Annotated in this window: 20 protein-coding genes; 9 read left to right on the top strand and 11 right to left on the bottom strand. The window is 54.8% G+C overall.

Going from position 1 to position 26,045, the window contains the following annotated elements; translation table 11 throughout:
- Positions 1-39: 39 nt before the first annotated feature.
- From R1T41_RS13240 to R1T41_RS13220, 5 genes are all read right to left on the bottom strand, one after another.
- Complete coding sequence (locus tag R1T41_RS13240) at positions 40-858, bottom strand: inositol monophosphatase (RefSeq protein WP_317337435.1); 819 nt, start codon at positions 856-858, stop codon at positions 40-42.
- A 36-nt stretch (positions 859-894) separates the two neighbouring features.
- A complete protein-coding gene (locus R1T41_RS13235; RefSeq protein WP_317337434.1) occupies positions 895-1,995 on the bottom strand; it encodes an ABC transporter ATP-binding protein in 1,101 nt (366 codons plus the stop codon).
- The gene (locus R1T41_RS13230; protein WP_317341580.1) at positions 1,992-4,208 is read right to left on the bottom strand and encodes an iron ABC transporter permease; all 2,217 of its coding nucleotides are present in this window, start codon (positions 4,206-4,208) and stop codon (positions 1,992-1,994) included. The genes R1T41_RS13235 and R1T41_RS13230 overlap by 4 nt, the downstream gene beginning before the upstream one ends.
- 99 nt (positions 4,209-4,307) lie before the next feature.
- Positions 4,308-5,345: an ABC transporter substrate-binding protein gene (locus R1T41_RS13225; protein ID WP_062952750.1), complete on the bottom strand. Its 1,038-nt coding sequence runs from the start codon at positions 5,343-5,345 to the stop codon at positions 4,308-4,310.
- Between the two features lie 341 nt (positions 5,346-5,686).
- Positions 5,687-6,751 (bottom strand): LacI family DNA-binding transcriptional regulator, encoded by a 1,065-nt coding sequence (locus R1T41_RS13220; RefSeq protein WP_317337433.1) that lies wholly within the window; start codon positions 6,749-6,751, stop codon positions 5,687-5,689.
- Positions 6,752-7,045: 294 nt separating this feature from the next.
- On the opposite strand from R1T41_RS13220, the gene R1T41_RS13215 reads away from it, so the two are divergent.
- Positions 7,046-7,921 (top strand): branched-chain amino acid aminotransferase, encoded by an 876-nt coding sequence (locus R1T41_RS13215; RefSeq protein WP_317337432.1) that lies wholly within the window; start codon positions 7,046-7,048, stop codon positions 7,919-7,921.
- Between the two features lie 81 nt (positions 7,922-8,002).
- Here the strand turns inward: R1T41_RS13215 and R1T41_RS13210 are convergent, their stop codons facing one another.
- The 3 genes from R1T41_RS13210 to R1T41_RS13200 form a co-directional block, all read right to left on the bottom strand.
- The gene (locus R1T41_RS13210; RefSeq protein WP_062952755.1) at positions 8,003-8,590 is read right to left on the bottom strand and encodes a DUF4136 domain-containing protein; all 588 of its coding nucleotides are present in this window, start codon (positions 8,588-8,590) and stop codon (positions 8,003-8,005) included.
- Positions 8,591-8,732: 142 nt separating this feature from the next.
- The gene (locus tag R1T41_RS13205; protein ID WP_317337431.1) at positions 8,733-9,689 is read right to left on the bottom strand and encodes a proline dehydrogenase family protein; all 957 of its coding nucleotides are present in this window, start codon (positions 9,687-9,689) and stop codon (positions 8,733-8,735) included.
- 150 nt (positions 9,690-9,839) lie between these two features.
- The gene (locus R1T41_RS13200) at positions 9,840-11,432 is read right to left on the bottom strand and encodes a lysine--tRNA ligase (protein ID WP_317337430.1); all 1,593 of its coding nucleotides are present in this window, start codon (positions 11,430-11,432) and stop codon (positions 9,840-9,842) included.
- A gap of 446 nt (positions 11,433-11,878) precedes the next feature.
- On the opposite strand from R1T41_RS13200, the gene R1T41_RS13195 reads away from it, so the two are divergent.
- From R1T41_RS13195 to R1T41_RS13185, 3 genes are all read left to right on the top strand, one after another.
- Entirely contained in the window at positions 11,879-12,970 is a 1,092-nt protein-coding gene (locus tag R1T41_RS13195; protein ID WP_247742090.1) for a sensor histidine kinase, read from the top strand.
- A gap of 8 nt (positions 12,971-12,978) precedes the next feature.
- Positions 12,979-15,426: an EAL domain-containing protein gene (locus R1T41_RS13190; RefSeq protein ID WP_317337429.1), complete on the top strand. Its 2,448-nt coding sequence runs from the start codon at positions 12,979-12,981 to the stop codon at positions 15,424-15,426.
- Positions 15,427-15,596: 170 nt separating this feature from the next.
- Complete coding sequence (locus R1T41_RS13185; RefSeq protein ID WP_062960932.1) at positions 15,597-17,672, top strand: methyl-accepting chemotaxis protein; 2,076 nt, start codon at positions 15,597-15,599, stop codon at positions 17,670-17,672.
- A 115-nt stretch (positions 17,673-17,787) separates the two neighbouring features.
- Here R1T41_RS13185 and R1T41_RS13180 read toward each other — a convergent pair whose 3' ends face one another.
- A complete protein-coding gene (locus R1T41_RS13180; protein ID WP_317337428.1) occupies positions 17,788-18,033 on the bottom strand; it encodes a hypothetical protein in 246 nt (81 codons plus the stop codon).
- A 95-nt stretch (positions 18,034-18,128) separates the two neighbouring features.
- On the opposite strand from R1T41_RS13180, the gene R1T41_RS13175 reads away from it, so the two are divergent.
- Entirely contained in the window at positions 18,129-19,022 is an 894-nt protein-coding gene (locus R1T41_RS13175; protein WP_317337427.1) for a LysR substrate-binding domain-containing protein, read from the top strand.
- Between the two features lie 27 nt (positions 19,023-19,049).
- On the opposite strand, the gene R1T41_RS13170 is transcribed toward R1T41_RS13175, so the two are convergent.
- On the bottom strand, positions 19,050-19,886 hold the full coding sequence (locus R1T41_RS13170) for an aspartyl/asparaginyl beta-hydroxylase domain-containing protein (protein ID WP_082832841.1): 837 nt from the start codon (positions 19,884-19,886) through the stop codon (positions 19,050-19,052).
- A 443-nt stretch (positions 19,887-20,329) separates the two neighbouring features.
- On the opposite strand from R1T41_RS13170, the gene R1T41_RS13165 reads away from it, so the two are divergent.
- From R1T41_RS13165 to R1T41_RS13150, 4 genes are all read left to right on the top strand, one after another.
- A complete protein-coding gene (locus R1T41_RS13165) occupies positions 20,330-22,141 on the top strand; it encodes a methyl-accepting chemotaxis protein (protein WP_317337426.1) in 1,812 nt (603 codons plus the stop codon).
- A gap of 130 nt (positions 22,142-22,271) precedes the next feature.
- Entirely contained in the window at positions 22,272-22,655 is a 384-nt protein-coding gene (locus tag R1T41_RS13160; RefSeq protein ID WP_114111046.1) for an MAPEG family protein, read from the top strand.
- A 182-nt stretch (positions 22,656-22,837) separates the two neighbouring features.
- Positions 22,838-24,883 carry a methyl-accepting chemotaxis protein gene (locus R1T41_RS13155; RefSeq protein WP_317337425.1) on the top strand — a complete coding sequence of 682 codons (2,046 nt, stop codon included), beginning with the start codon at positions 22,838-22,840 and terminating at the stop codon, positions 24,881-24,883.
- A gap of 239 nt (positions 24,884-25,122) precedes the next feature.
- On the top strand, positions 25,123-25,464 hold the full coding sequence (locus R1T41_RS13150) for a DUF1801 domain-containing protein (protein WP_317337424.1): 342 nt from the start codon (positions 25,123-25,125) through the stop codon (positions 25,462-25,464).
- A 30-nt stretch (positions 25,465-25,494) separates the two neighbouring features.
- Here the strand turns inward: R1T41_RS13150 and R1T41_RS13145 are convergent, their stop codons facing one another.
- Positions 25,495-25,950 (bottom strand): MarR family winged helix-turn-helix transcriptional regulator, encoded by a 456-nt coding sequence (locus tag R1T41_RS13145; protein ID WP_062952765.1) that lies wholly within the window; start codon positions 25,948-25,950, stop codon positions 25,495-25,497.
- Between the last annotated feature and the right edge of the window lie 95 nt (positions 25,951-26,045).

Here is a 26,045-nt window from a genome sequence, read left to right as displayed (position 1 = left end):
CCGGTCAGCATGCATTCAATATTGCTTCATCAGGTGTAATCAGCCCCGATACGAAATCCCGATCATATCCGCCAGATGTTTGGCAACATTGGGCCCGGCGGCCAATATCGGCCCACCATCTTCAAGCACGTTGGGCAGATCAAGGAAGTCATTGCACCAGCCACCCGCCTCACGCATCAGGACAATCCCCGCCATGCAATCCCACGGATTGATATGCGGTTCATAATAGCCGATCAGACGCCCGGCACTGGCATAGGCCATCATCAACGCGCATGATCCGTTGCGGATAAACATGCCTTCCTCGTCCAGCAATTGGCCGATCACCGGCACGATCGAGCTACTGGGCAGGCGATGCGACATGCCGATCCCCATCACGCCATCGCTGACCCGTTTGGCATTGCTGGCCTTCACCGGCTCGCCATTCACACGCGCCCCGTCGCCGATCACCGCACTGAAAAGCTCGTCATTGCACGGATGATAAATCAGGCCAATGACGGCTTCCTTGCCGATCATAAGGGCCACCGAAATGCACCATGTCGGCATCTGATTGACAAAACACGCCGTGCCATCAATCGGGTCAATCACCCAAAGGCAGTCATTGTCCCCCTTCTCGATGCCCATTTCCTCACCAAGGAAACCATCCTCGGGAAAGGCATCACCGATCCGGTCGCGAATGATCGCCTCGACGTTTTTATCCGCGATGCTGACCATATCAAGTGCGTTGGTTTTGGTTTCAATCGCAAGATCGGCGGCGTCGCCTTCATAATACTCCATGGCGCGTTTACCCGCCTCGCGGATCACGTCGCGCGCATGTTCAAACCGTGCCTCGATATCAATTCCCGAGAATGCTTTTTCCACTTTGTCCCTGCCTGAAACAGTTTTGTTGTTGATCGATTATTCTGCCGAAACCACGGCCATGCCGCGTTCAGAAAAGCCGATGGCAACCTCTTCGCCCGCGATGATCGGTGTATCGATCCGGTGATCGATCACAAACAGCTCGCCAATCGGGGTTGCCACGGAATACTGCATCTGACTACCAAGATAGGCTGCATGCGTAATGTGACCTTTTAGCGACGTTTCAATGACATGCGCATCACCCGCAATCGCCGCCAATCCGGTCAGTTGCACCGCATCGGGCCGCACGGCAACCCGGACCGGTCCCTTTGCCTGCCCGCGATGGCGCAAATTGCATTGCGCCCCGCCGATATCGACACGGGCATGATTGCCATCAATATTGACGATCTCACCATCGACCAGATTGGCATCCCCGATAAAGTCGGCGATAAATTCCGATTGCGGCTGTTCATATAATTCGCGTGGCGTGCCCTGCTGCGCGATCACCGCCCGGTTCATCACAATGATCCGGTCCGACACGGCCAATGCTTCTTCCTGATCATGGGTCACATAAACCGCGGTCAGGCCAAGTTTCTGCTGCAAATCGCGGATTTCGGTCCGCACATGCCGACGAAGCTTGGCATCAAGGTTTGATAACGGCTCGTCCAGCAACAGTACTTCGGGTTCCAGCACCAGCGCACGCGCCACCGCAACCCTTTGCTGCTGCCCGCCCGAAAGCTCGGATGGCAGGCGACTGCCATATCCGCCCAAGCCCACAAGGTTCAGACCTTCCTCGGCCTTTTCCCTGGCTTCGGCCTTGGCAACGCCGGTAGCACTCAGCCCATAGGCAACATTTTCCGCCACCGTCATATGCGGAAACAGGGCATAGGACTGAAACACCATACTGACATCACGGTCCGTCGCCGGAAGCTGTGTAACGTCCTTGCCCCCAATCAGGATTTTGCCCGTGGTCGCATGTTCAAGCCCGGCAATCATCCGAAGGGTCGTGGTCTTGCCACAGCCGCTTGGCCCCAGAAGGGTCACAAGCTCGCCCGGATTGATGGTGAAAGATACATTGTCGATCGCGGTAACCGCCCCGTGACCATAGGTCTTGGTGACATTGTCGAATACGACCGAACCCGCACGCGTTTTCAGTTTCATGAATGCTTCTCTCTCAGATTTCCTGTCGCTGACTTGTCCGGTGTTGCTTCAACCCGGTCCTCGCGGCGCAAACGCCGTTGCCCGATCAGGCCGTTCACAACAAGGATCGCGGTCAGCATGACAAGGATCAGGACACTGCAATAGGCAATCGCAACGCCGTATCGCCCGTTTTCCACAAGCCCGATGATATAGGATGTCGCCATATTGTGGTCCGCACTAACCAGGAAGATCACCGCACTGACCGACGTGATCGCGCGTACAAAGCTGTAAACCAGTGCCGCAACAATCGCCGGGCGCAGAAGCGGCAGGATCACACGCCGGAACGTGGTAAAGCTGTTGGCACCAAGTGTCAGGGATGCCTCATCAAGGCTTTTGTCAAGCTGGCTCATGGCGGCAATCCCGCCGCGCACCCCGACCGGCATATTGCGGAAGATAAAGCAGATCACAAGGATCACGCCCGTTCCGGTCAATTCGAACGGCGGCACGTTAAACGCCAGAATATAACTGACACCAATCACCGTACCGGGAATGGCAAAACTTAACATCGTGCCGAATTCAAAGGCACTTTTGCCCCGGAAGTTCTGACGCACCAGCAGATAGGCCGTCGTCAGACCGACCGCTGCGGTCAAAGGTGCTGCAATCGCCGAGATGTTTAACGTGGTCCAGAAACTGTCCCATGCCGCCCCGGCCCAGACGATGCCATGCTCGCTCCAGCCGACACCGAACGCATCGCTGTAATTATCGAACGTCAGGCTGTTATCAAAGCCCCAGCGTTTGACAAAACTGCCATAGAAAATCATGCCATACAGCACGACCGTAAAGATCGCCCACGGAATGGCTGTGAAATAGCACGCCAGACGCATACCGGGATTAAGCCCGACATGCGCCCCGTTATCGGCCTTGCCCGACACCGTGGCATAGGATTTTTTGCCCAGCCAGAAACGCTGTGCTGCAAAGGCCGAAAGTGTGAAGAACAGCAGGATCATCGCCAGAACGGCTGCACGCCCGGCATCGTTCTGTGCGCCGACAATGGCAAAGAATATCTCGGTCGACAGCACTTCGTAATTACCGCCCAGGACCATCGGGTTGCCGAAATCGGCCATGCTTTCAATGAAAGCCAGCAAAAAGGCATTGGCCAAACCGGGGCGCATCAGTGGCAGCGACACATTAACGAATGTCTGCCACCGCCCGGCCCGCAGGGTCTGCGATGCTTCTTCCATCGACGGGCTGACACCTTCAACCACACCGATCAGCACCAGAAAAGAAATCGGGGTGAAGGACAGGGTCTGTGCCAGCCAGATTCCAGGGAGGCCATAAAGCCAGCGCTCTGCCTCCACCCCGAGCAGATCAGCAAAGAACTGCGTAACAGCCCCCGATCTGCCAAAAAGAAGGATCAATGCCAGGCCGATCACGAATGGCGGGGTAATGATCGGCAGTACCGTCAAAACCCGAAGCGGCTTTTTGAGCCGGAACCCCGTCCGCGTCACGACAAGCGCAAATGAAAGCCCCAGCAAAGTGGTCGAAACAGCGGTCAGAACCGCCAGAAACGCCGTATTCCACGCAACCCCGCAAACACCCCCGGCAAGGCAGCCAAGCCCCCAGATGCTGTCGTCAAAGAAATTGCGGATAAACGCGACACCCGAAAGGTTGCCATCAATATCGACAAACGATCCGATGAAAATGCGCGCAACAGGAAAGAATACAAACAACCCGACAAGCGCAATAACCGTCCCGATGGCGGATGTGACAAACACATCGCCCCGCATCGCCCCCGCCGCGGCAAGACCGGTGCAAAGCATTACAAGCAGGCAGGCCGCGGTAAACATCGCGCCATAGCCAAGGCCATATTGCCGGACATCAAGCGGGCCGAATATCGCATCAAGCCAGCCAAATCCCCAGCCTGAAATGCCGACCAAAAAGCCCTGCCCGACCAGATAGATCAAGCCACCCAGCCCGCATGAAATCAGGATACGGGCATAATGCGGATGATCGCGCCCGGCGCGCACCAGTGCGAGTGGTGCCAGCAGAAATGCCGCAACCGGCAACAGCCAGAATTTTTGATGGAAGGTCGCTTGCAGGATCGCAGGCGAATAATCGCCATACATCGGATAGCCATCATACAGCCATTCCAGGGTCCAGAACCCGTATTCCTGCTGATACCAGGGTAAAATTGCAAAACCGATCCAGCCGATCACCAGCCAGAACCAAAGCATCCGGTTCACCGAAACTCTCCTGCACGCCGAATTGGGAAGTCTGGCCCTGTCCGCCCGATGGTCACACCGGACGGACAGAACCGTTAAGGCAGATCACGCTTATTGCGGCGCGGTTTTGACTTCTTCGTCCCAACGCGACAGAAGATGACGGCGGGTTTCCGCATCCCCGTATTTCGCGAAGTCATAGTCAATCAGCTTCAATTCGGTCAGGCGCGGCGCGCCATCGGGAATTTTGGACTCTTTGTTGGACGGCACCTGATAGCTGTGCGCGTCTTCGGCAATCGACTGGGTTTTCGGTGACAATGCGAATTCGGCCCAGATTTTCGCATTTTCAAGGTTACGTGCACCTTTGATGATGCTCATGGAGCCCACTTCATAACCGGTCCCCTCGCACGGCGACACCACCGTCAGGTTCGCCCCCTGTTTGATCTGGGCGACCATGTCATGCATGAAGGTAATACCGATTGTGGTTTCCCCAACCGCAGCCGCCTTGATCGGGGCGGAACCCGATTTGGTGTACTGGTTGACGTTCTTGTGGATTTCCTTCAGCAGATCAAACGCCTTTTCCTCACCAAACAGCTGCACCAGTGTCGCAAGAGCGGTATAGGACGTCCCCGAAGAATTCGGGTTGGCGACCTGAATTTCACCTTTATAAGCCGGGTTTTTCAGATCTTCCCAGCATTTCGGTGCCGGCAGGCCCTTTTTTGCCAGAAGATCGTTGTTATACCCTATGCCAAGCGCCCCGGCATAAACGCCAACCGTGCGATAATCGGCATTCTTGGCCTGACGCACTGCCCAATCGTTCAAATCGCCCAGTTGCGGGGATTCATAAACTTCGGTCAGGCCTTCGGCAGCGGCCTGAAGATGCGGGTCGCCCGTCCCGCCCCACCAGATATCAAGCTTCGGATTGGCAGCCTCGGCGCGCACCTGTGCATAAGCCTCGCCCGAACTTTTGCGAACCATCGATACATCGATGTCATGTTCCAGTTCGAACGCGGTTTCCATCATCTCGCACCATTCATTATCGGCCGAGCAGATGACATTAAGCCGACCCGCCGCATTGGCCGAACCGGTGGTCGCAACCGCCATCAGGCCTGAAATCGCGACCGTCGCAAAAAGAGAATTTCTGATCGTCATTTGGGTTTCCTCCCGGTTTGCATTTCGTTGAATGCACACGTGTGCATTACCATTGCGCAAATCACGTGCTGGAATGATTTAATCATAAATTCCAAAAAATGACAGAAAAATTCCATTTAAGGAGAAAAAGCGCTCCCTAAAACCCATTAATGAACTGATTTAATTAATTATTTTATCGAACCGGAAAATACCCCACACAAATCCATACGCAGCCCAACACAATGGTTCCAGCCCGAAATCAATGGCACACGTGTGCGCATGATCCGCAGAAACACCGCGAGTCAGCCGTTTTGGATAAAAATGGAGGAAAAACTGGCCGGAAAGCGACGATAAAGATCGGCTCAGGCCGTCCGGCGGCGTGTCATTTCAACTGGCAGGATCAGCCGTTGATCGGTCAGGGCATCGCCCCGGATGCGCTGGCGCAACCGATCCACCGTCATTTCGGCGAGCTTCGTGGCACTTTGGCACACAGTGGTCAATTGATAGGCCCCCTGCCGGGCTGCGGCGATATCATCAAACCCGACCACGGCAATATCTTCGGGGATGCGCAGGCCCAGTTCAAACCGGGCCGCGTCCAGAAGACCCAACGCGATATGGTCCTTGGCACAGAAAATTGCGTTCGGCGCGGTTTCGGGTGTTGCCAGGAATTTAAACGCGGCGTTAAAGCCGCCGTCATAATCGGCACTGTCGCAGACCAGCGGGGTAAAGCTGATATCCCCATTCGCCAAGCGCGGCGCGATGCGCGACACAAAGGTTTCCCCGCGAACATTGCCGCTAAATGTACCACCCTTGACATTGAGGAACCCGAACCGGGTTTTCCCGGTTTCAAGCAGCAGGTCAGCGGCCATTTCACCACCGCGCACATTATCGCAATTGATAACATCCGCGCCCTCAAGTCGCCCCGCGCGATTGACCAAAACGACCGGCACATTTCGTTTCAGGAAATGCACGCCCACCTCGGGCGGCGGGCTTCCGGATGTCACAACCACACCGGCCACCTGATATTGCAACAGATGCATCATCGATGTGCCCATCTGGGCCGGGTCGGACACATCAATCACCAGAGGACGATAACCGGACTGCTGAATGGCAAGGATCAGTTTATCCAGGAACTCAACGCGGAACGGATCGGAAAGCCCCGATGTCACCAATCCGATCAGATCGCTTTTGCGCGTATTCATCGACCGGGCGATTTTATTGACATGATAGCCAAGCCGGTTGGCGGTTTCCTGCACGCGCTTGCGGGTCGCATCCGATATCCGCCGGTCGCCCGACAGACAGCGCGAAACGGTGGATCTTGAAACACCGGCCTCGCGCGCAACATCGGCCGAGGTCACAATATGCTGCATATCACGGCCGGGTTCCGCCCCGTCTGCGTTTGCGCGATTGTGTTTTGCCTCGCTCATCCCCGACATTTCCCTCGTCATACCGGGCCAAAATGCTTTTACACCCTGATTTCACGGGCCCCGTTAAGGCAAAACACATAGCACAGCCCCTCTGATCCGCCAACGCACACGTGTGCATGATGCGAGATATTTCACAGAACTGTCATTTATCGCAACTTCCTTAAAAACGGCCTCAAACAGGCATTTCTCCTGTCAGTTTTCTTTGACCACGATCACGCAAAGACCCTATTCTGGATGCCTTGCATCGCCCGCGACATGCAAATGCCACCCGAAATTCGATCAGGAGCAAGAAGAATGGGTCACGCCACCACCGCAGACACCAAAGCCGTCACGACATGGACCTGGTACAAAGGCGAATGGCACGCAGGCAATCCGATGATTATCGGTCCGCAGACCCATGGCATGTGGATGGCCTCCACGGTCTTTGACGGTGCGCGCCGCATTAATGGCAAGATGCCCGATCTTGTGCCCCATTGCGCCCGTGTGCTGCGCTCGGCTGAACTGATGGGTCTTGCCCCGAAAATCACCACTGATGAAATCGTCGCCCTTGTCCGCGAAGGCGTTCAGAAATTCGATCCGTCGCTCGCCCTTTATATCAAACCGATTGTCTATGGCGGCGAAGGTTTCCTTGCACCGACCCCCGAAAGCGCACAGTTCGTGCTTTGCATTTCGGTATCCGACCTGCCGGACGCGATCAAAACCGGCTTTACCGCCCGCAAATCAAGTTTCCGCCGCCCCTCGCCCGAAAGTGCTCCGACCGAGGCCAAGGCATCCTGCCTTTATCCCAATGTCGGCCGCGCGGTTTCCGAGGCCACAAAGGACGGTTTCGATACCGGCGTAATGCTCGATCCGATCGGCAATGTCGCGGAATTTTCCTATGCCAACCTATTCTACGCCAAGGATGGCAAGGTCTTTACCCCCGTGATCAACGGCACATTCCTGAACGGCCTGACCCGCCAACGCGTGATCAGGCTTCTGCGCGAAGACGGCGTAGACATCACAGAAAAAACCGTGACCTACAGCGAACTTGAAAATGCCGACGAAATCTTTGGCACCGGCAACTATTACAAGGTCGCACCCTGCGTCAAGCTTGATGCTCGTAACCTCCAGCCCGGCCCGATGACCAAACGCGCACAGGAACTTTACTGGGCGTTTGCGGAAAACAGCTAATCGAACGGTCTATACAATGCAGAACGGGCTGATCTTATGATCAGCCCGCTTTTTTAGTTTTACTTGGAAAATATCCCGTAATTACTGTGCAGCAGGCATCACCGGTACACTGCTGCCAGCGACATAGGGGTATTTGCCAAAGATCGCGGCGACGGCGTTGCGCACGCCCAGATCGGGATTATTGCGAAACTCGCTATCGATGCGCCCGATAGCCGTGCCTTCCCAGATCATCTGGTCTGTCCGGCGATCCACCATATCGACGGTGATCGTTCCTTCGGTATAATTGTCAACATATCCCGGTTCGACATAGCCCGGCCAGCCGACATACATCCCGCTGCGATAGCCGTAATATCCCCCATAATAGACCGGCGGCGATGTCCGCGTTTTTTCCTCGGTCTTGAGATGATAGTTGATCAGGATATCGGGGGTATTGATATCAACACTGTATCCCCGCGCCTCTAACGCGGCGCTGACAGCGTCCTCGATCCGCTGACCATGCAGGGTGGCGTATTTTTCGTCCGACTTTCCGGCTGACTCATAAAAGGCAAAGGTCCGGTAACGCGAAAAATCGGCCGCCGGATCGGCATCGGTATAGACGCGCGGGCCTGTCGCGCAAGCCGACAGCAGCATCGCCATTGCACCCGCCATCATGATCTTGACCATATTCATGCGGTCATCCTTTCGATGTTTGCCCGTTGATATTGACTATCATTTACCGGCATTCTACCGATGAAGCCGGTGAATGGAAATTCCTGATTTCGTTTGAAATTCAATTCTATCATTCTGGCAACCCGATGGCAGACCGGCATGTTTAACGATTAAACCCGGATCGTAATAGCAGGCCAAGGTTCCGCGGATTTTCTCCGACACGCCGCCAGGCATAGGCCCACCAGTCTTCCCCGAACGGGGCATAAAGCCGCAAGCGGTAACCACGCGAAACAAGATCACGTTGCAACGGCTGATTGACACCGTAAAGCATTTCAAATTCAAATGTATCGCGCGGCCAGCCACGTGCGTCGGCAAGGCTGGCAATCTTTTCCAGAAGCTCGCGATGATGAGAGCCGAAAACCGGGGAAAATTCTGTCTCACGCGCCCGGTCGGACAACATCATATCTGCCAGCTTCAGGTAATTGGCATCAATATCGGAACGTCGGGTAAAAGCCACACTGGCAGGCGGGGCCATCGCCCCCTTGACCAGACGCACCATCGCGCCCTGATCAATCTTCCGCATCAGGTCGCCTTCGGTCCGAAACAGCCGCGCCTGCAAGGTCTGGGCAACCGGAAGACCCAAATCACGCAATTGATCATGCAACGCCAACGTATCATCGATCATGTCGAAATCTTCCATGTCGATCATAAGGCGACGGCAACGTTCGTCATTTTGCCCGGCCGCGATTTCACCAATCATCCCGGCCAGTTTTTGCGCATTGTTCCGCAACATCGCCGGGTCCTGCATATAACCAAGCTGCGACGGGTCAACCGAAACATGGACATCAAGCCCAACCTCGTCCAACTTCGGGACCAGATCGGCAAGCTGGGTAACCGTGCGCGTGACCTGTGCCGGGTCTGTGACATATTCACCCAGATAAAAGCTGGAAATCCGGATACCCTGCCCGTCCAGTTCTCGTGCTCGTGCCACATGATCGGCTCCATCGGAACCACTCACAAATTGCGCCGCCAGCCCGGTTTTCCGCCCAACTGCCTCGCCCATACGTCTTAGTGCGGGGCTGCATGCCACCGAAATCATCGCCTTTTGCCAGAAACCCATCGTCAACTCCGCCTTGGTCAGATGCAAAAGCATCACCATCCGGGATATGCCATCAAACTTATTGAACGAAATGAAACCGGATCAAACAAAAAGCGACCCGCCAGATGACGGGTCGCTTGGTATTTCACGGCAGTCTTTAAACCCGAACGTTTACGCGCCCAGTTCTTCACCGGCAATCGCACGGTCGATCAGCTGGATGCTTTCATCAATACCGTAAAGCGCAATGAACGAGCCCATACGCGGCCCCTGTTCCTGCCCCAGCAGGATTTCATAAAGCGCCTTGAACCAGTCACGCAGGTTTTCATAATTGTGGTTTTTACCCACCTCGAACACCTGCGTCTGGATGTCACCACCATCGGTGTCGGCATCAAGGGTTTTGAGCATATCGCGAAGCTCGGTCAGGGCTGCCTTTTCGGCATCCGTCGCGGCACGGTATTTTTTCGTCGGTTTGACGAAGTCGTTGTAATAGTTGATCGCATAGCCGACCAGCTTGTCGAGATACGGCGCGTTTTCCGGCGTTGCGCCCTTGGCATAACGCGAAATGAACGCCCAAAGCAGTTCCGGGTCGCTGGTATTGCAGACCGAAACCAGATTCAGAAGAATACCGAATGACAACGGAATATCACGTTCCGGTGCCTTGCCTTCATGGATGTGCCATGCCGGGTTCTGCAAAAGCTTTTCCGGGTCGGTTTCGGTTTTCAGCTTGTCGGCAAAGGTCAGATATTCATCAACCGTTTTCGGGATAACATCGAAATACAGGCGCTTTGCGGTTTTCGGCTTCTGGAACATGAACAGCGAAAGACTGTCTTCCGGCGCATATTTCAGCCAGTCTTCCATCGAAATGCCGTTGCCCTTGGATTTCGAGATTTTCTGCGCGTTCTCGTCAAGGAACAGCTCGTAATTGAAGCCTTCCGGCGGGGTACCGCCAAGCGCCTTGACGATCTTGTTGCCAAGCTCGACCGACGGAATAAGGTCCTTGCCCGCCATTTCGTAATCAACGCCAAGCGCATACCACCGCATCGCCCAGTCCGGCTTCCACTGCAATTTGCAATGCCCGCCCGTGACCGGGGTTTCGATCAGCTTGCCGGTTTCGGGATGTTCATAAACGATGGTCCCGGCTTCAACGTTAAGCTTGGTCACCTTGGCCATCAGGACCTTGTTGGTACCCTCTTCGACCGGCATGAACGGGCTGTATGTCGCGCGGCGTTCTTCACCAAGGGTCGGCAGCATGATTTTCTGGATTGCATCATACCGTTCCAGAAGACGCAGAAGGGCCGCATCGAACATGCCCGAACGGTAGCATTCGGTCGAAGATTTGAATTCGTAATCAAAGCCAAAGCTGTCAAGGAAATCGCAAAGACGCGCATTGTTATGATGCGCAAAGCTCTCATGCGTACCGAACGGGTCCGGCACGCTGGTCAGCGCCTTGCCAAGATGCTGCGCGACCATGTCCTTGTTCGGGATATTATCGGGCACCTTGCGAAGGCCATCCATATCATCCGAGAAGCAGAAAAGCTTGGTCGGGATATCGGACATGGTTTCGAACGCGCGACGCACATAGGTCGTGCGCGCAACTTCGCCAAAGGTCCCGATATGCGGCAGGCCCGACGGCCCATAACCGGTTTCAAACAGCACATAGCCCTTTTCAGGCTTCTTCTGTTTATACCGCTCAACCAGCTTGCGGGCTTCCTGAAAAGCCCAGACGTTGCTGTTTAGTGCGGCATCACGAAGATCGGCTGTCATTTTTGAAACCTTGTTTGTCAGTTGTATCGTTGAATTATCTGGAAATTCGGCCACGCATGAAATCACCCGGATTTCGCGCGTGCGCGAAGCTATCCCCGCAGGCCCGCAAGATCAAGCCCGGATCGGGCATGACCGGGCTGCAGCGCGCAATTTCACAGGTAAAGCGCCTCGCTCATTCCTACTCTGGCAGAGAGTACTGGCGATGAGATGCGCAAAATTCGCTTATCAGATCAGCAACATACGCCAAAAATGTGAAAAGATATAAACCTACACCGACGAGTGGTTGAAAAACACTTGTCGAACGCAGATATGGACAAAGTTGAAGAACTATCCGTGCAGCCACAAAACAATAACAGATCCGGGAGTGGGTCATTCAAACTGGCGACGATCAGGTGGACAAACCACCAATTCAGGCAACTTATCGCCACGCACGGGAGAATTAGTGATTGGCTGACACTTCAGGCACTCAGGATTTGTCGGCGTCGCACACCGATGGCTCGGGAAGTACGATGACCGCACAGCATGTTGCATTCGAGGAAGACCATCGTTTCCGGCGCGTTGTCGAATATGCGCCGAACGCGATGATATTGGTCGATGCCACAGGCCGTATTGAAATGGTCAACGCCGAAACAGAAAAGGTATTCGGCTATACCCGCGACGAGTTGCTGGGCCAGCCGGTCGATGTGCTTGTTCCTGACAGGTTCAGACATCATCACGCAGGCCTTCGTAACAGCTTCATCGCCTCCCCCGGCCCACGCCCGATGGGGCCAGGGCGTGATCTTTATGCGTTGCGCAAGGATGGCAGCGAGTTTCCCGTCGAAATCGGCCTTAACCCGATTGCCGAAGGTGACCGCGTGCAGGTCCTGGCTGCGATTGTCGATATTTCTGATCGCAAAAGCCGTCAGGAACGGCTTGAAAAATCCCTGCAGGAAAAGGAAATTCTGCTTTCGGAAGTTCATCACCGGGTCAAAAACAACCTGCAAATCGTCCATAGCCTGCTTGATATGCAGACCGCAAACGTCAAGGATGATCTGGCACGCGAAATCCTGCGCGATAGCTGCAACCGTGTCCGGTCAATGGCCCAGATTCACCAGACCCTGTATCAAAGCGAGGATGTCTCGCGCGTGGATTTCAACTATTTCTGCGATGCACTGATCAATTCGCTGCTGGTGACCTTCAATACCGATCCCGACCGCATCAATTTCGAACGCGATCTGGGATCAGTGTCGCTACCGATTGGCAAGGCCGTGCCTTGTGGCCTGATTGCCAACGAACTGATTACCAATGCGCTCAAACACGCCTTTCCGGGGAACAGCCCCGGCAATATCAGCTTGGTGGCGCAGGAACTTGATTCCAACCTGATCGAACTGAGCCTGACGGACGACGGCGTCGGTTTTCCCGACGGATTTTGTGTCGACAGCAGCGACGGGCTTGGCTTGCAACTGGTTGAACTGCTAACCGATCAACTGGGCGGAACGCTGGATATCCGGTCCGGCAAACCGACCCGCATCACCATTCGATTCACGATACAGGATTGAGGATCGCCATGCGCAAACCGATCCATGTCATGATTGTTGAAGACGAACGGATCGTCGCACTGCATCTGCGCCAACAGCTTGCGCGGCTGGGCTATGACAGGACATCGGTCCATAGTGCCGGGATCAATGCCCTTAAGGCGATTGAAACCGATGCACCCGACATCATCCTGATGGATATCCGCATTGACGGTGATCTCGACGGCATCGAAACCGCGGCGGGTATTCCTGAACATCTGATGATCCCGATCATATATCTGTCCGCCTATTCAGAAGACACCACACTGGAACGTGCGCGAAAAACCCGTCCCTACGGCTTTTTGCTAAAACCGTTTTCTGAACGCGAACTGCACGCAACCATCCAAATGGCTCTTGAACGCCGCGAAGTCGAACTGGCCCTTCGCGAAAGTCAGGAACGGCTATCACTTGCCATGCATGCTGCCCAGATGAGCTGCTGGGAAGTTGATGTTTCCACCCGCAAAATGCACAGCACCGGTCTTGGAAAATTCATCCCCGGCGAGACACATGATGCCGAAACCATCACCGAAAGCTGGGATGGTTTCCTTGAACGTGTCTCATCCGAAGACCGGGACATGGTCCGCAAGGCATTTGAGTACGCCGTCCTGAATGGCGAATTTTACGACATCGTATTTCGCGGCCAATCCCACGATAACAGCCATCAATGCTGGTTCCGGGCCCGCGGTAAATCCTATATCAATGACCGCAAGGGCACCCAGCGCATCATCGGTGTGATGCAGGACATTACCGATCAGCGCATCACCAATGACAAACTCCGTCAGGCAATGACGGTTTTCGAAACGACCCAGGATGGTATCCTGATCCTTGATCCGGACCTGAACATCACCAGTGCCAATCGTGCCTACTGCCAGATCACCGGTGCCGATCCCCTGACTGTGACCGGCACCCCTCCCTATATGATCGTGCCCGAACAGTTTCCGCCTGCCTTCTATCAGGAACTGTTCCATACGCTGCGCACACGTCGCCATTGGCACCGCGAGATTGATACGCGCGATATGTCGGGCAACCCGATTTCAATCGTGATGCAGATCATCGCGGTCGAGGATGATGACGGGGTTCTGACCCATTTCGTCGCCATGATTTCCGACCGTACTGCTATCCGGCAGGCAGAGCAGGAGCTGCATTATCTGGCCCAATATGACGGGCTTACCGGCCTTCCCAACCGGTTGCTGGCAACTGACCGCCTGAACCGTGCGATTGAACGCTGTGAGCGGACCGGGGCGGTTGTCGCCTGCCTGTTCCTTGATCTCGATGATTTCAAGAACATCAACGACACGCTGGGCCATGCCGCCGGGGACCAGGTCCTGCTGATTGTTTCAACCCGCATCAAGGCACTGACTGATCGCACCGATACGATCGCACGCCTTGGCGGGGACGAATTCCTGATCGTGCGCGAGAACATGCATAGCCAGGCTGCCGCGGGCAACCTTGCCAGCCAGATCATTCACGAGTTGCAAAAGCCGTTCTACATCGTCGGTCACGAACTGACATTGTCCGCCAGTATCGGCATTGCCCTTTATCCCGAAAATGCCCATTCGCCGCAGGACCTTATCCGGCTGGCGGATACCGCCATGTATGCCGCCAAGGATCAGGGGCGCCGTACCTATGCGTTTTACAAATCGGAAATGACCGAAAGTGCCACGCATTATATGACCCGCAGCCTCGAACTCAGACGCGGCCTTGAAAAGGGTGAATTGAGCCTTTACTACCAGCCGCAGGTAGATGCCCATACTGGTGAAATGACCGGGGCTGAAGCTCTGATCCGATGGAACCATCCGGAAAACGGCCTGCTGGGTCCGGCCGAAATTATCCCGGTCGCCGAACAAAGCGGCCTGATTGTCGAAATCGGCCAATGGGTTGTCGAAGAAGCCTGTGCACAGGCAAGCCGCTGGCAGAATGAAGGTCAAAATCCGATCCGCATCGCGATCAATGTTTCGGTTCGTCAGATGCGCTCGCCGGGCTTTGCCAAAGCCGTACACAGTGTTCTGACCAATACCGGACTTGATCCGAAATGGCTGGAAATCGAAGTCACCGAAAGCATGATTCAGGACGAAGACATCATGATTGATACGCTCCATGAATTGCGTGCAGTCGGTGTTTCGGTCGCGATCGACGATTTTGGCACCGGCTATTCCTGCCTGCGATCCATCAAAAGCCTGCCAATTGAACGCATCAAAATTGACCGCGCCTTTATTAACGGTATTCCACAAAATACCGATGATGCCGCCCTGGCCGAGGCCATGATCGCCATGGCACGCACCCTTGGGCTTAAAGTTACCGCCGAAGGGGTCGAAACCGCCGCACAGCGGGACTTCCTTCGCGCCCAGGGTTGCTCCGAATTGCAGGGCTTCCTGTTCAGCAAACCTGTACCCGCCGAACAACTTTTCGCAGTTACACACCACAACGCGAAAATTTCATAAAACAATCGCGCATTTAAAAGCCATCAAATCAGATAATTCCCACTTACCGAAAGTATAGGTTGCGTGGTACCATTCCTTATCAAAAGCTGCCAAGTCCTTGAATAAGGCAGCACAGGGACGGACCACCAGGATTACTTCAGAGGTATAGGTTTATCTGAGGGGACCTTTAAATGCGATTTTCCAACCTGTCTCTAGGCGCCAAGCTGACCTGCGTAAGCGCACTTGCCATCGCCTTCTGCCTGATCGTCGGCATCTTCCTGCAAACGGCTCAAACCAGCAAAACAACCGAAGAACTTACGGTGGGCGAAGCCCGTGCCGTTGGACAGTTCCACGCCGAGCAGGCCAGCCGCGTGCTCAATGGCGGGATGCTGGTTGCCAAAAACCTTGCCGGTGCATTTCGCGCACTCCGTGAGCAGGGCGGCGCAGACCGCAAGGCCTATAACGAAATCCTCAATCGCACGCTGATCGACAACCCGTCACTTGCCGGGGCTTGGTCGGGCTTCGAACCCGATGCCCTTGATGGCAAGGATGCCGATTACAAGGGCGAAGGCGAACCGTTTGGCGACGGCACCGGAAAATACGTCACCTATTATTATAACTTCGGTGGCGGCATCACCCCCTACCACCTGACCGGGCTCGATAATCCAGAGGTCAATGAATATTACACCGAACCCAAACGCACCAATAAGCCCTACCTGACCGATGCCATCACCTATGACATTCAGGGCCGCGATGTGGTTCTGACATCATTTGTCTATCCGGTGCAGGACAGCGGCGGAAAATTCCTTGGCGTGATGGGCGTCGATCTTGAATTGAATGCACTTTCCGAACGGTTTGCCCAACTCGCCCCCTTTGGTACGGGTACCGTCAATCTTGTCTCGGCCCAGGGCACATGGGTTGCACATGAAAATCCCGATATTCGGGGAACCAAACTGGATGCTGCCAAAACTACCGATGCCGCTATCCTCGATGCGATGAAATCGGGCCAGTCGCGCCAGATTGATGACGGCGAGTTCATGCACCTGATCGTGCCGGTCGCCATCGAGGGATATCCCAATCAGTGGGGTGTGGTTGTCAACGTGCCGCTCGAAACCGTTTTTGCCCCGGCTGACAGCCTGCGCAATGCAACGCTGATCGGTGGTGTGGTTCTGCTGATTGTGGTGATTGCGGTGATCCTGCTATCGACCAACGCCATGGTTGCCCGTCCGATGACCCGTGTTGCGGGTGTGATTGCCGATCTGGAAAAGGGCAATTTCAATGTCACGGTCCCCTATCATGACCGTTCCGACGAGATCGGTGCAATTGCCAAGGCGCTGGAAGCTTTCAAGGAGGCATCGGCAGGCATGCAGCAGGCCGAACGTGATAAACGCGAAGCCGAACACCGCGCCAGCGAGGAACGAAACCGCACCCGCCTTCAGATGGCTGACGAGTTCGAAAAATCGGTCGGCTCCATCGTTGTAAAAGTTACCGATAGCGCGGGCGACATGGAAAAGGTATCACGCCAGATGCGCCGTGCGGCCGATGAAAGTTCCGAGCAGGCAACCGTGGTTGCCGCTGCCGCCGACGAGGCCAGTGCCAATGTCCAGACCGTCGCCTCGGCGAGCGAGGAACTTTCCGCTTCCATTCAGGAAATCAGTTCGCAGGTCGCACGATCATCGGAAATTGCCAACAATGCGGTTGATGAAGCATCGCGTGCAAACGCCATGGTTACCGGCTTGGCCGAGGCCGCTGATCGCATCGGTCAGGTTGTGAGCCTGATCAATGATATCGCGTCCCAGACCAACCTTCTGGCGCTGAACGCGACCATCGAGGCCGCGCGTGCGGGCGAAGCCGGCAAAGGTTTTGCCGTCGTCGCAAGCGAGGTCAAAAACCTTGCCAACCAGACCGCCAAAGCGACCGAGGATATCGCCCAGCAAATCGGATCGATCCAGTCTGAAACCCACAATACCGTGGGCGCGATTGAAAAAATCACTGAAACGATTTCCAATATCAATGAAATCACCAGTGCCATCGCGGCCGCAGTCGAACAGCAGGGTGCCGCAACCGCCGAAATTTCGGGCAATGTGCAACAGGCGGCAGCGGGCACGAACGAGGTATCATCCTCTATCGGGATTGTGCGCAACACGTCCCAACAAACCGGAGATGCCGCATCCAATGTTCAGGCCGGGGCAACCGAACTTGCCGCACAGGCCCGCAACCTCGACACCCAGGTCAAAAACTTCCTTGACCGGTTGCGCCATATCTAAAGCGTCGGTCCGAATAGTGGACCCTTGCTCCGAAAACCGCTACGTGATTTCAGTCGTTTCGGAATGTCTCGGTTTTAGAGGCACAAGACTTCGACTGAAGTCACCACCGCGGGCTTCAAATGCCTGCACATCGCCTCTCAGAAATTTCACGGGCTTCCTCGCTGCCGCGACTGTGATCTACCGGGTTAAGGTGCCTGAATATGGCTCGCCTCAACATCGCAAAACCTTGGCGAACAACTTTTACCCGCTCAATTCTTGCCTGTTCGCGAATTTGGTGAAGGGATTCCTGATCCGCGCCAAAGGCAGAAACCGGATGGCGAGAGACATCCTTGATACGATTGTTAGAAAATTTGCATGACATCTTGTCTTCTCCTTCGCCTTTCGATGCCATAAATCTAACATTTCAGAAGTATCCATGCTTGCCAGAAAAGCTGCGCCTCTGTTAGTTTTTCTATCATGATAAAGTCAAACGATATTGCGTGGCTGCCGCTGAATTCCCTTCGGGCTTTCGCCGCAGTTCACGAAACCGGCTCTGTCGGGGCGGCTGCGGAAATGCTGAGCGTGACTCATGGTGCCGTCAGCCAGCATCTGCGCGGTCTTGAAGACCGATTGCAACGTAAACTGTTTACGCGGTCAGGCAACCGCTTGGTCATGCTGCCCGAAGCAGCCGATCTGGCCGAAAATCTGCTTCGGAATTTCAGGGCAATTGCCGGAGACATCGAACAATATCGGCGCGATGAAAATATCCTCAACATCACGGTGACACCGCATTTCGCCCAATACTGGCTTCTGCCGCGCCTTGGCGAGTTTCTAAAACGTCACCCGGAAATCGACCTGCGTATCAATGCCGATGCGGCCATGCATGATCTTGAACACGGTGATTTCGATGCCGCGGTCCGGCATGGTGATGGCAACTGGCCCGGACTTAACAGCGAACGGCTTCTTGAAAGCAGGGATGTCGTCGTCGCGGCCCCCTCGCTTCTTGAATCTGTTTCTGTTCAAACGCCCCGGGATCTGGTCGGGCTGCCATGGATACTTGACGAGGACAGGGACATCGAAATGTCGCATTGGTTCGATGATCATGGCGTTGCCCATCTGGCGCATAAAAGGATCACCCGACTGCCCAGCGCGCTGACACTCGTCGCGGCACTAGACGGGCATGGCGCCGCGTGGCTCCCGCATGTATATGCCGCCCCATATCTGACCAGCGGGCGTCTGATACAATTGCTTGGCGATGACACATGCTCCGAACAGAATACGCGCCACTATTATCTGTGCTGGGCAAACAGCAAAAACAGCCCGGCTTTCAGGACATTCCGGCAGTGGCTCCGGCAGCAGCTTGCCCGCTAGGTCAAGACAACAAGGCAAGCTTTACGATCAGTTATCTGTCTGGTTACGCATTTTTTCGGCTTCGGCATAGAACTTCTTTTCCCACTTGTTGTGGTTATCAAGCCCTTCCTTGATGAAAGGCGTGAAAATCGCAAGGTTCATCAGGCACCAGTTCACCAGCCGGGCGGGAAATTTCATCGGCTTGACGAAATCGACAAACAGCACAACCCGCGTCTGATCCGTATGGTTCCATGCTTCATGTTCATAGGAATCATCAAAAATCAGCACTTTGCCCTCTTCCCAGTGGCATGTCCGGTTGCCCACCCGAATGCCAAGCTTATCTGGTTGGTCCGGAACGATCAGGCCAAGATGCATCCGCAACACACCGTTATAGGGGCCGCGATGCGGCGGCAGGTGTTTTCCCGGTTCGAATATTGAAAACATTACCGTCGTCAGACCGGGGATCTTGTTCATGATCCGCCAGGTTTCGGGGCAAGCCCGGATGTTTTGCGCGGACTTCAAACCAAACCCCAACAGGAAGAAGGTTTTCCAATCCGCATCGCTGGAGATTTCTTTGACATCTGTCGAAATGTCATGGAACGACGGCAACTCGTCCTTGCGCCGCAGAATTTGGTCAAGCTCCTCGCGGATGGCAGGCCATTCTTTTTCGATTTCCGCAGCCCAGGGAAAGGTTGCATTGTCATAAACTGCCGGATTGCCGAACTTTGCATATTTCCGGTTCAACCGTTCTGCGCGGGAAACAATCCCCATGAAAAACCGGGTGATGCGACTGGGACGATCCATCGGACGGATACCGTCCGTCCCGAAACGATGTTCGGGCTCCTGACCAGCAGCATGCGGGATGCTCGTGTCGTAATTATGCAATTTTGCCCTCTTTGTTATACAACAGACTGAACATTCGAAGGAATTGCCGGAAATGACAGACAATCATGGCAATATATTGCCATCCTGATTGTCGGCAAAGCTCTTACCCGGGACAAAACGTGTTCGTACCCTTCCGGTTCCAGAAATCGGCGCAGAATTCGGAATGCTTTTTATCCATTCCGCTCCTTGTTCGGCGCTCCGCCACGCCGTATCTCTCCCGAAACCGGCGAAATGACATCTGAAAAAATTCTAATCTGTCCATGAAGACAAAGCGTTGGTTTTGCGACTTTGTCTCATGTCAATAATCAGACTTTTTCAGCTTGTATTTCTCCCGGACATACTCTTGTAATCAAAAATAGAATTAGCACATGCTACTAAACTGCATGAGTGTGTTCACGTTGTAATAATCCCCGAATAGTTATGGCTTCAAGGGTCGCCTCATCATGTTCAGAAATTTTCGCATCACTCATCGCCTGGCCGGACTGGCGACCATACTTCTGGCATTCAGTTGCCTGATCGGATCGGTCGGGATTTACAAGATGACGGTGATAGGCAACGAACTTGAACAGGTTGCCGCCCGCGATCTACCCCTGACCCTGATGCTTGAAAAAATCACGCAACATCAGCTCGAACAAGCCATTCTGATGGAAAAAACGCTGCGCTATCGCAATGTCGATGCCCATGCCGCCACCGAAACCGAGGCCGACCTCCGCCATCATTTTGAAGAACTGGCAAAACAGACCGATAGCGAGCTCGCAACGGCCCATCAGATGGTCAACAGCTATCTGGCAGATACAATCAGCGAAGAAGCCCGAACAGAATTTTCCGGTGTCGAAGCCGCCCTTGCCCGTATCGAAACCGATCACCGCACTTACGAAACACAGGTAAACGATATCTTCAAAGCACTCGATAATGGCGCAAGCCCGTCGGACGTTGCTGATGCCGTGATCGCCACCGAAGGGTTGCAAAACGATCTTGATGCCGCGATTGAAGATCTTGTCGCCGAAGTCGCGGCCTATACCACTGCCTCCATGAACACCGCCCTTGCAGATGAACGGATGGGCAAGACACTGATTACCGCTTTGTCCGGTATTGTCTTGCTGTCGGGCATTGCACTGGCCTGGCTTCTGGGCCGCTCCATCACCCTGCCCTTGCGTCGCCTGACAAATGCGCTTGCCGATCTGGCAAAGGGCAAGCTTGATACGCCGGTTCCGGCTTCCAAATTCCGCGACGAAGTCGGTGACATGGCTGATGCAATGCGGGTCTTTCAGGCCGACATGATGAAGGCCCGCACGCTTGAAGCCGAACAGGTCGCCCGGCGGGAACGTGATGAGAAACGCCGCGCTGAAACCGACCGTCTGGTAAAGGAATTCTGCGAAACCCTTGTCGAAACATTTGCCGATATCGTCAAAAGTGCCAAGGATGTTCTGGCACGTGCCGAAATGATGCAAACCCAAAGCGGACAGGCGGGATCACTTGCCGGCGCGGTCGCCACCGAAGCCGAAGAATCATCTGCAAGTGCCCAGTCACTAAGTGCCGCGACCGAGGAAATGGTCGCCGCCATCGACGAAATATCATCCCAGATCACGCAATTTTCGGGCATTGCAAAAAATGCAGTTGAACATTCTGCCACCTCACAGGCGGAAATGCGAAACTTGCAGGAAGTCGCAGATGAAGTCGGCCAGGTCGTTCAGTTGATTACCAAGATCGCAGATCAAACCAACCTTCTGGCGCTTAACGCCACCATCGAAGCAGCCCGTGCTGGTGATGCGGGCAAGGGCTTTGCCGTGGTTGCAGGCGAAGTCAAAAGCCTTGCCAATCAGACGGCCAAGGCCACCGATGAAATCACCCGCAAGATCGAACGTATTCAAAGCGTATCGCGCAATTCCACAGAAGCCATCAACAATATTGGCACGGTCATCGGCAGCATCGATAACTATGTCACCGCCATCGTTGGTGCGGTCGAGGAACAAAATGCCACAACGCGGGAAATCGCGCGAAATGTCGATTTCGTGTCCGAAAGTGCCAAGCGGGTTTCGGAAAATGTCACCACCATTCAGTCCAGCGTGACGAACGTCGGCAGCAGCGCGGTTACGGTGCATGACAATGCCGATCACACCGCCCATCAGGCCGATTTTCTGAACGGTAAAATCGGCGAGTTCATCACCGCCATGAAACGTGCCCAGAATGACGAACCGGACACGGGCATCCGATATGCAGCCGACAAACCGGTAATGCTGCGCGCTGCCGAATAATCCCGAACACAGTCGTCCAGCCCGCATCCTAAACAGGCCGGAAATATCCGGCCTGTTTTCATGCAGCCCTTGCATCCGACCGCCAATCGGGCAAAGCTGTTTTATCATAACGCGATAAAGGACCATGCCCATGCTGCCGATCCCCGTCACCGTCTGCCTGACCGGCATCTTTGCCCTGATGTTGATTGTGCTCAGCCTGAATGTTTCCCTGCGGCGGCGCGATCTTAAACTCTCGCTTGGCGATGGCGGGGACAAGGTTCTGCTGCGCCGGATCCGGGCTCATGGCAACTTTGCCGAAAACGCCCCGTTCTGCATTCTGGTCGTCCTGGCACTCGAGGCTGTTCTGGCAACATCGGGCATCATCTGGCTGATTGCGGCGGCCTTCGTGATTGCCCGCCTTCTTCACGCATGGGGAACACTGACCGGAACCCTTGCCCTGATTGCACCCGCGATGGTGATCCAGCATGTCGTGCTGGGTTGTGCCGCGATCTGGCTTCTGTTCCAAAGCATCTAGCAGCGGCCCTCTCGCACGAAAGCAACCCGTGATTTAATTATCAGTGAAAAAACAACACGCATCGCATTTACCTCCCCATATGAGGATATGGCGGCTAACGGAAATAACTATACTTCCGCTTAGTCAATTCACTTCGGCTTTACCGGTCTGCACCGGAAGCCAGTATGGGAAGGGTAAATCTCATGATCTCCGCTATTCGGAAATTACGGATTTCGCACCGCCTGTTCAGCCTCGTCGGCTTTTTGATCCTGTCGACCGTCTTGGTGGGCGGATTTGGCGTCTATACCATGACGAAAATAGGCCACGAACTGGAAGAAGTTGCTGATCGCGACCTGCCGCTAAATGCGCTTCTGGAGAAAATTACCCAACACCAGCTCGAACAGGCCATCCTGATGGAACGCGCCCTACGCATCGGCAATGTCAACGCCCATGCGGAAACCGAAACTTTTGACACGGTTCGTCACCATTTCGAGGAAATCGCAGCCCAGACCGATGTCGAAATTGCCGCCGCTCGCGCCATGGTCGATGAATTTCTGAAAACCTCGCTGTCTGAAGACACAAGGCTGGAATTTGATCTTGTTTCCGGCGCGCTTGACCGGATCGAAACGGAACATCGCGTGTATGAAGATCATGTCGAAAGCATCTTTGACAGCGTCGCTAAAGGTGACATCAACAGCGCCAGCCTGATCGAGGCCGTGATCCGCACCGAAGCGGAACAGGAAAACCTCAATACCGAGATTGAAAACCTGCTCAATCGGATTTCCAGTTTTACCCAAACCTCTATGAATATGGCCCTTGCAGACGAACGCAACGGCAAGATGATGATTGCCATTCTGTCCAGTCTGGCGACATTGCTCGGCATCCTGATGGCGGTTCTTCTGGGCCGCAGCATTTCGATCCCGATGAAGCGGCTGACCTTCGCACTTAGCGAACTTGCCGATGGCAAGCTCGACACGCCCGTCCCCAACAGCCGGTTTGAGGATGAGGTTGCCGAGATTTCCGTTGCAATGAAGGTTTTCCAGAAAAACATGATCCGTGCCCGTGAGCTTGAAGAAGCCCACAAGCGGATCGAGGAAAAACAAAGGCAACGTCAGGCCGAACGCAACCATCTGGTCAGTGTTTTTGGGTCCTCGATCGGTGCGGTCTTTGCCCGTATTCTTGGCAGTTCCGAAGAAATGGTCGAGCGCGCCAACACTGTAAATGCCAACTCGGGCGATACCAACAATCTCGCAACATCTGTGGCGACCGAGGCCGAAGAATCATCTGGCAACGCGCAGGCATTGAGTGCCGCGACCGAGGAAATGGTGGCCGCCATCGGCGAAATTTCATCGCAAATTACTCAGTTTTCCGATGTTGCCCGCAACGCCGTCACCTATTCGGAAACCTCGAAAAATGAAATGCGCAGCTTGCAGACCGTTGCCGATGAAATCGGTCAGGTGGTGCAGTTGATCACCCAGATCGCCGAGCAGACCAACCTTCTGGCGCTGAACGCCACCATCGAAGCCGCCCGTGCCGGTGATGCCGGCAAAGGTTTTGCCGTGGTCGCAGGCGAAGTCAAATCGCTGGCCAACCAGACGGCAAAGGCGACCGAGGAAATTTCGGATCGCGTCGCCCGCATTCAGCAGGTTTCCAACAGCTCGGCCGAGGCAATTTCAAATGTCTCCGAAATCGTCGACAGCATCGACCAGTATGTATCGGCCATTGTCGGCGCGATCGAGGAACAGAACGCCACCACGCAGGAAATCTCGCGCAGTGTCGATTTCGTTTCCGAAAGCGCACGTCGCGTTGCCAGCAACATCACCGGCATTCGCGGTCGCGTCGAAGACGTCAAAACCGATGCCGAGGAAGTTAATAACGCGGCCAACACCACCGCTGCCGAGGCCGCCCTGCTCAGTCGCGAGGTCGAGATCTTCCTGAGCGCCATGCAAAGCAATGATGTCGATGACGACACTTATGAAAGCCATGCAATTTCGGTTGCCGCCCGGACCGATGGGGATCATGGTAACTGGCAGGGGAGTGCGACGGAAATTTCCTGTGCCCATCTGGTGGTACGCCCGGCCCTTGCCGTGACACCGGGCGAAATCGTCGATCTGCGTCTACAGGACGTCCCCGATGCGCTTCGCGCCCGCCTTGCACGCCAGGAAGGCGATTGCAGCATCCTGCAATTGCCGCTTGATACCAATCATCTGGCAAAAATGCGCCAGCATGTTCGGAAACTGGTTGCCTGAACGTCTGTCTTTGCCTCCCTGCTGTTAAAACAGCAAACTTGGCGCGATGTCCGGTTGGATGTCGCGCCCTTTCTTTATCCGGACTATATTGACGGGATAGAAAGCCAGATATTCCGGTCGGAAACATGAACCAATAGCCCCAAACCGCTGCCATCAACACCAAAAGGCCCCCGCCCGGACTGGCTGTAGAATTAGCTGCCAAATTCGCCACCTATCCCCGCAAAGCAAGCGCGGCGTTGATGGAGGTCCGGGGATGGATTTTCGAACTGGCGGCGACTGATCCCGCAATCGGCAAGATCACCGAAACCCTGAAATGGGGCGAACCCGCATGGTTGACGCCGTCCCGGTCGGGCACCACCATTCGCGCCGACTGGAAATCAAAGACCGCGGGTCAGATCGCCATCTATGTCAATTGCCAGACGGACTTGATTGACCGGGTGCGTAGTCATTTTGAAGGTATTTTGCAATGCGAGGGCAACCGGGCAATCATCTTGCCGCTGGATCGCCCCCTGCCCGAAGGACCGGTTAAAACAGTGCTGGGTTGGGCACTGACCTATCATCACGACAAACGCAAACGCTAGGGTCAGCGCACAACACGCCGATTGCTTCCACTATTTCCGCGATGCGTTTGCTTCAAGCGTATCGCGTAGCTGGCCCAGATCATCGATCAGGCGTTTGACAGTTGAAAGATCAAGTTCAGCCGCTTCGCCAATGCAGCGTGGCACATCAAGCGCTTTTTGGCGCAGTGCCTTGCCCGCCGCGGTCAGGGTGATGCGCACCGAACGTTCATCCTTCGGATCGCGGGTCCGTTTGACAAGCCCCGCCGCCTCAAGACGTTTTAACAACGGTGTCAGCGTACTGGATTCCAGAAACAGCTTTTCACCGATGCTGCGCACCGGCTGGTCATCCTGCTCCCACAGGGTCACCATCACCAGATATTGCGGATAGGTAAGCTCAAGCGCGTCAAGCAGCGGCTTATAGATACGGTTGAAGGCGTGGCTGGCGGCATAGACCGAAAAGCACAGGAAGTTTTCAAGCCTGAGCGCGTTGCTATCATGATCGTCCATGGTGGCGTCCTCCTTTGTCCGGCCCAGGCTGTCGGATGGCGCTCCGATTGTCTGCTTTGCGGCTTAACGTAAGGGCCGTTTTGAGATCAAACCCA

Origin of the sequence: Thalassospira lucentensis (assembly GCF_032921865.1) — a bacterium.
GTDB classification, from domain to species: domain Bacteria; phylum Pseudomonadota; class Alphaproteobacteria; order Rhodospirillales; family Thalassospiraceae; genus Thalassospira; species Thalassospira lucentensis_A.
This window is presented reverse-complemented; position numbering and strand designations above follow the sequence as displayed.

What these genes read in the sequence shown, in the direction of transcription:
- R1T41_RS13235 (WP_317337434.1), bottom strand. Translation starts at nt 1,995, where the DNA reads ATGAAACTGAAAACGCGTGCGGGTTCGGTCGTATTCGACAATGTCACC.
- R1T41_RS13230 (WP_317341580.1), bottom strand. Translation starts at nt 4,208, where the DNA reads ATGCTTTGGTTCTGGCTGGTGATCGGCTGGATCGGTTTTGCAATTTTA.
- R1T41_RS13225 (WP_062952750.1), bottom strand. Translation starts at nt 5,345, where the DNA reads ATGACGATCAGAAATTCTCTTTTTGCGACGGTCGCGATTTCAGGCCTG.
- R1T41_RS13220 (WP_317337433.1), bottom strand. Translation starts at nt 6,751, where the DNA reads ATGAGCGAGGCAAAACACAATCGCGCAAACGCAGACGGGGCGGAACCC.
- R1T41_RS13215 (WP_317337432.1), top strand. Translation starts at nt 7,046, where the DNA reads ATGGGTCACGCCACCACCGCAGACACCAAAGCCGTCACGACATGGACC.
- R1T41_RS13210 (WP_062952755.1), bottom strand. Translation starts at nt 8,590, where the DNA reads ATGAATATGGTCAAGATCATGATGGCGGGTGCAATGGCGATGCTGCTG.
- R1T41_RS13205 (WP_317337431.1), bottom strand. Translation starts at nt 9,689, where the DNA reads ATGGGTTTCTGGCAAAAGGCGATGATTTCGGTGGCATGCAGCCCCGCA.
- R1T41_RS13200 (WP_317337430.1), bottom strand. Translation starts at nt 11,432, where the DNA reads ATGACAGCCGATCTTCGTGATGCCGCACTAAACAGCAACGTCTGGGCT.
- R1T41_RS13190 (WP_317337429.1), top strand. Translation starts at nt 12,979, where the DNA reads ATGCGCAAACCGATCCATGTCATGATTGTTGAAGACGAACGGATCGTC.
- R1T41_RS13185 (WP_062960932.1), top strand. Translation starts at nt 15,597, where the DNA reads ATGCGATTTTCCAACCTGTCTCTAGGCGCCAAGCTGACCTGCGTAAGC.
- R1T41_RS13180 (WP_317337428.1), bottom strand. Translation starts at nt 18,033, where the DNA reads ATGTCATGCAAATTTTCTAACAATCGTATCAAGGATGTCTCTCGCCAT.
- R1T41_RS13175 (WP_317337427.1), top strand. Translation starts at nt 18,129, where the DNA reads ATGATAAAGTCAAACGATATTGCGTGGCTGCCGCTGAATTCCCTTCGG.
- R1T41_RS13165 (WP_317337426.1), top strand. Translation starts at nt 20,330, where the DNA reads ATGTTCAGAAATTTTCGCATCACTCATCGCCTGGCCGGACTGGCGACC.
- R1T41_RS13160 (WP_114111046.1), top strand. Translation starts at nt 22,272, where the DNA reads ATGCTGCCGATCCCCGTCACCGTCTGCCTGACCGGCATCTTTGCCCTG.
- R1T41_RS13155 (WP_317337425.1), top strand. Translation starts at nt 22,838, where the DNA reads ATGATCTCCGCTATTCGGAAATTACGGATTTCGCACCGCCTGTTCAGC.
- R1T41_RS13150 (WP_317337424.1), top strand. Translation starts at nt 25,123, where the DNA reads ATGGAGGTCCGGGGATGGATTTTCGAACTGGCGGCGACTGATCCCGCA.
- R1T41_RS13145 (WP_062952765.1), bottom strand. Translation starts at nt 25,950, where the DNA reads ATGGACGATCATGATAGCAACGCGCTCAGGCTTGAAAACTTCCTGTGC.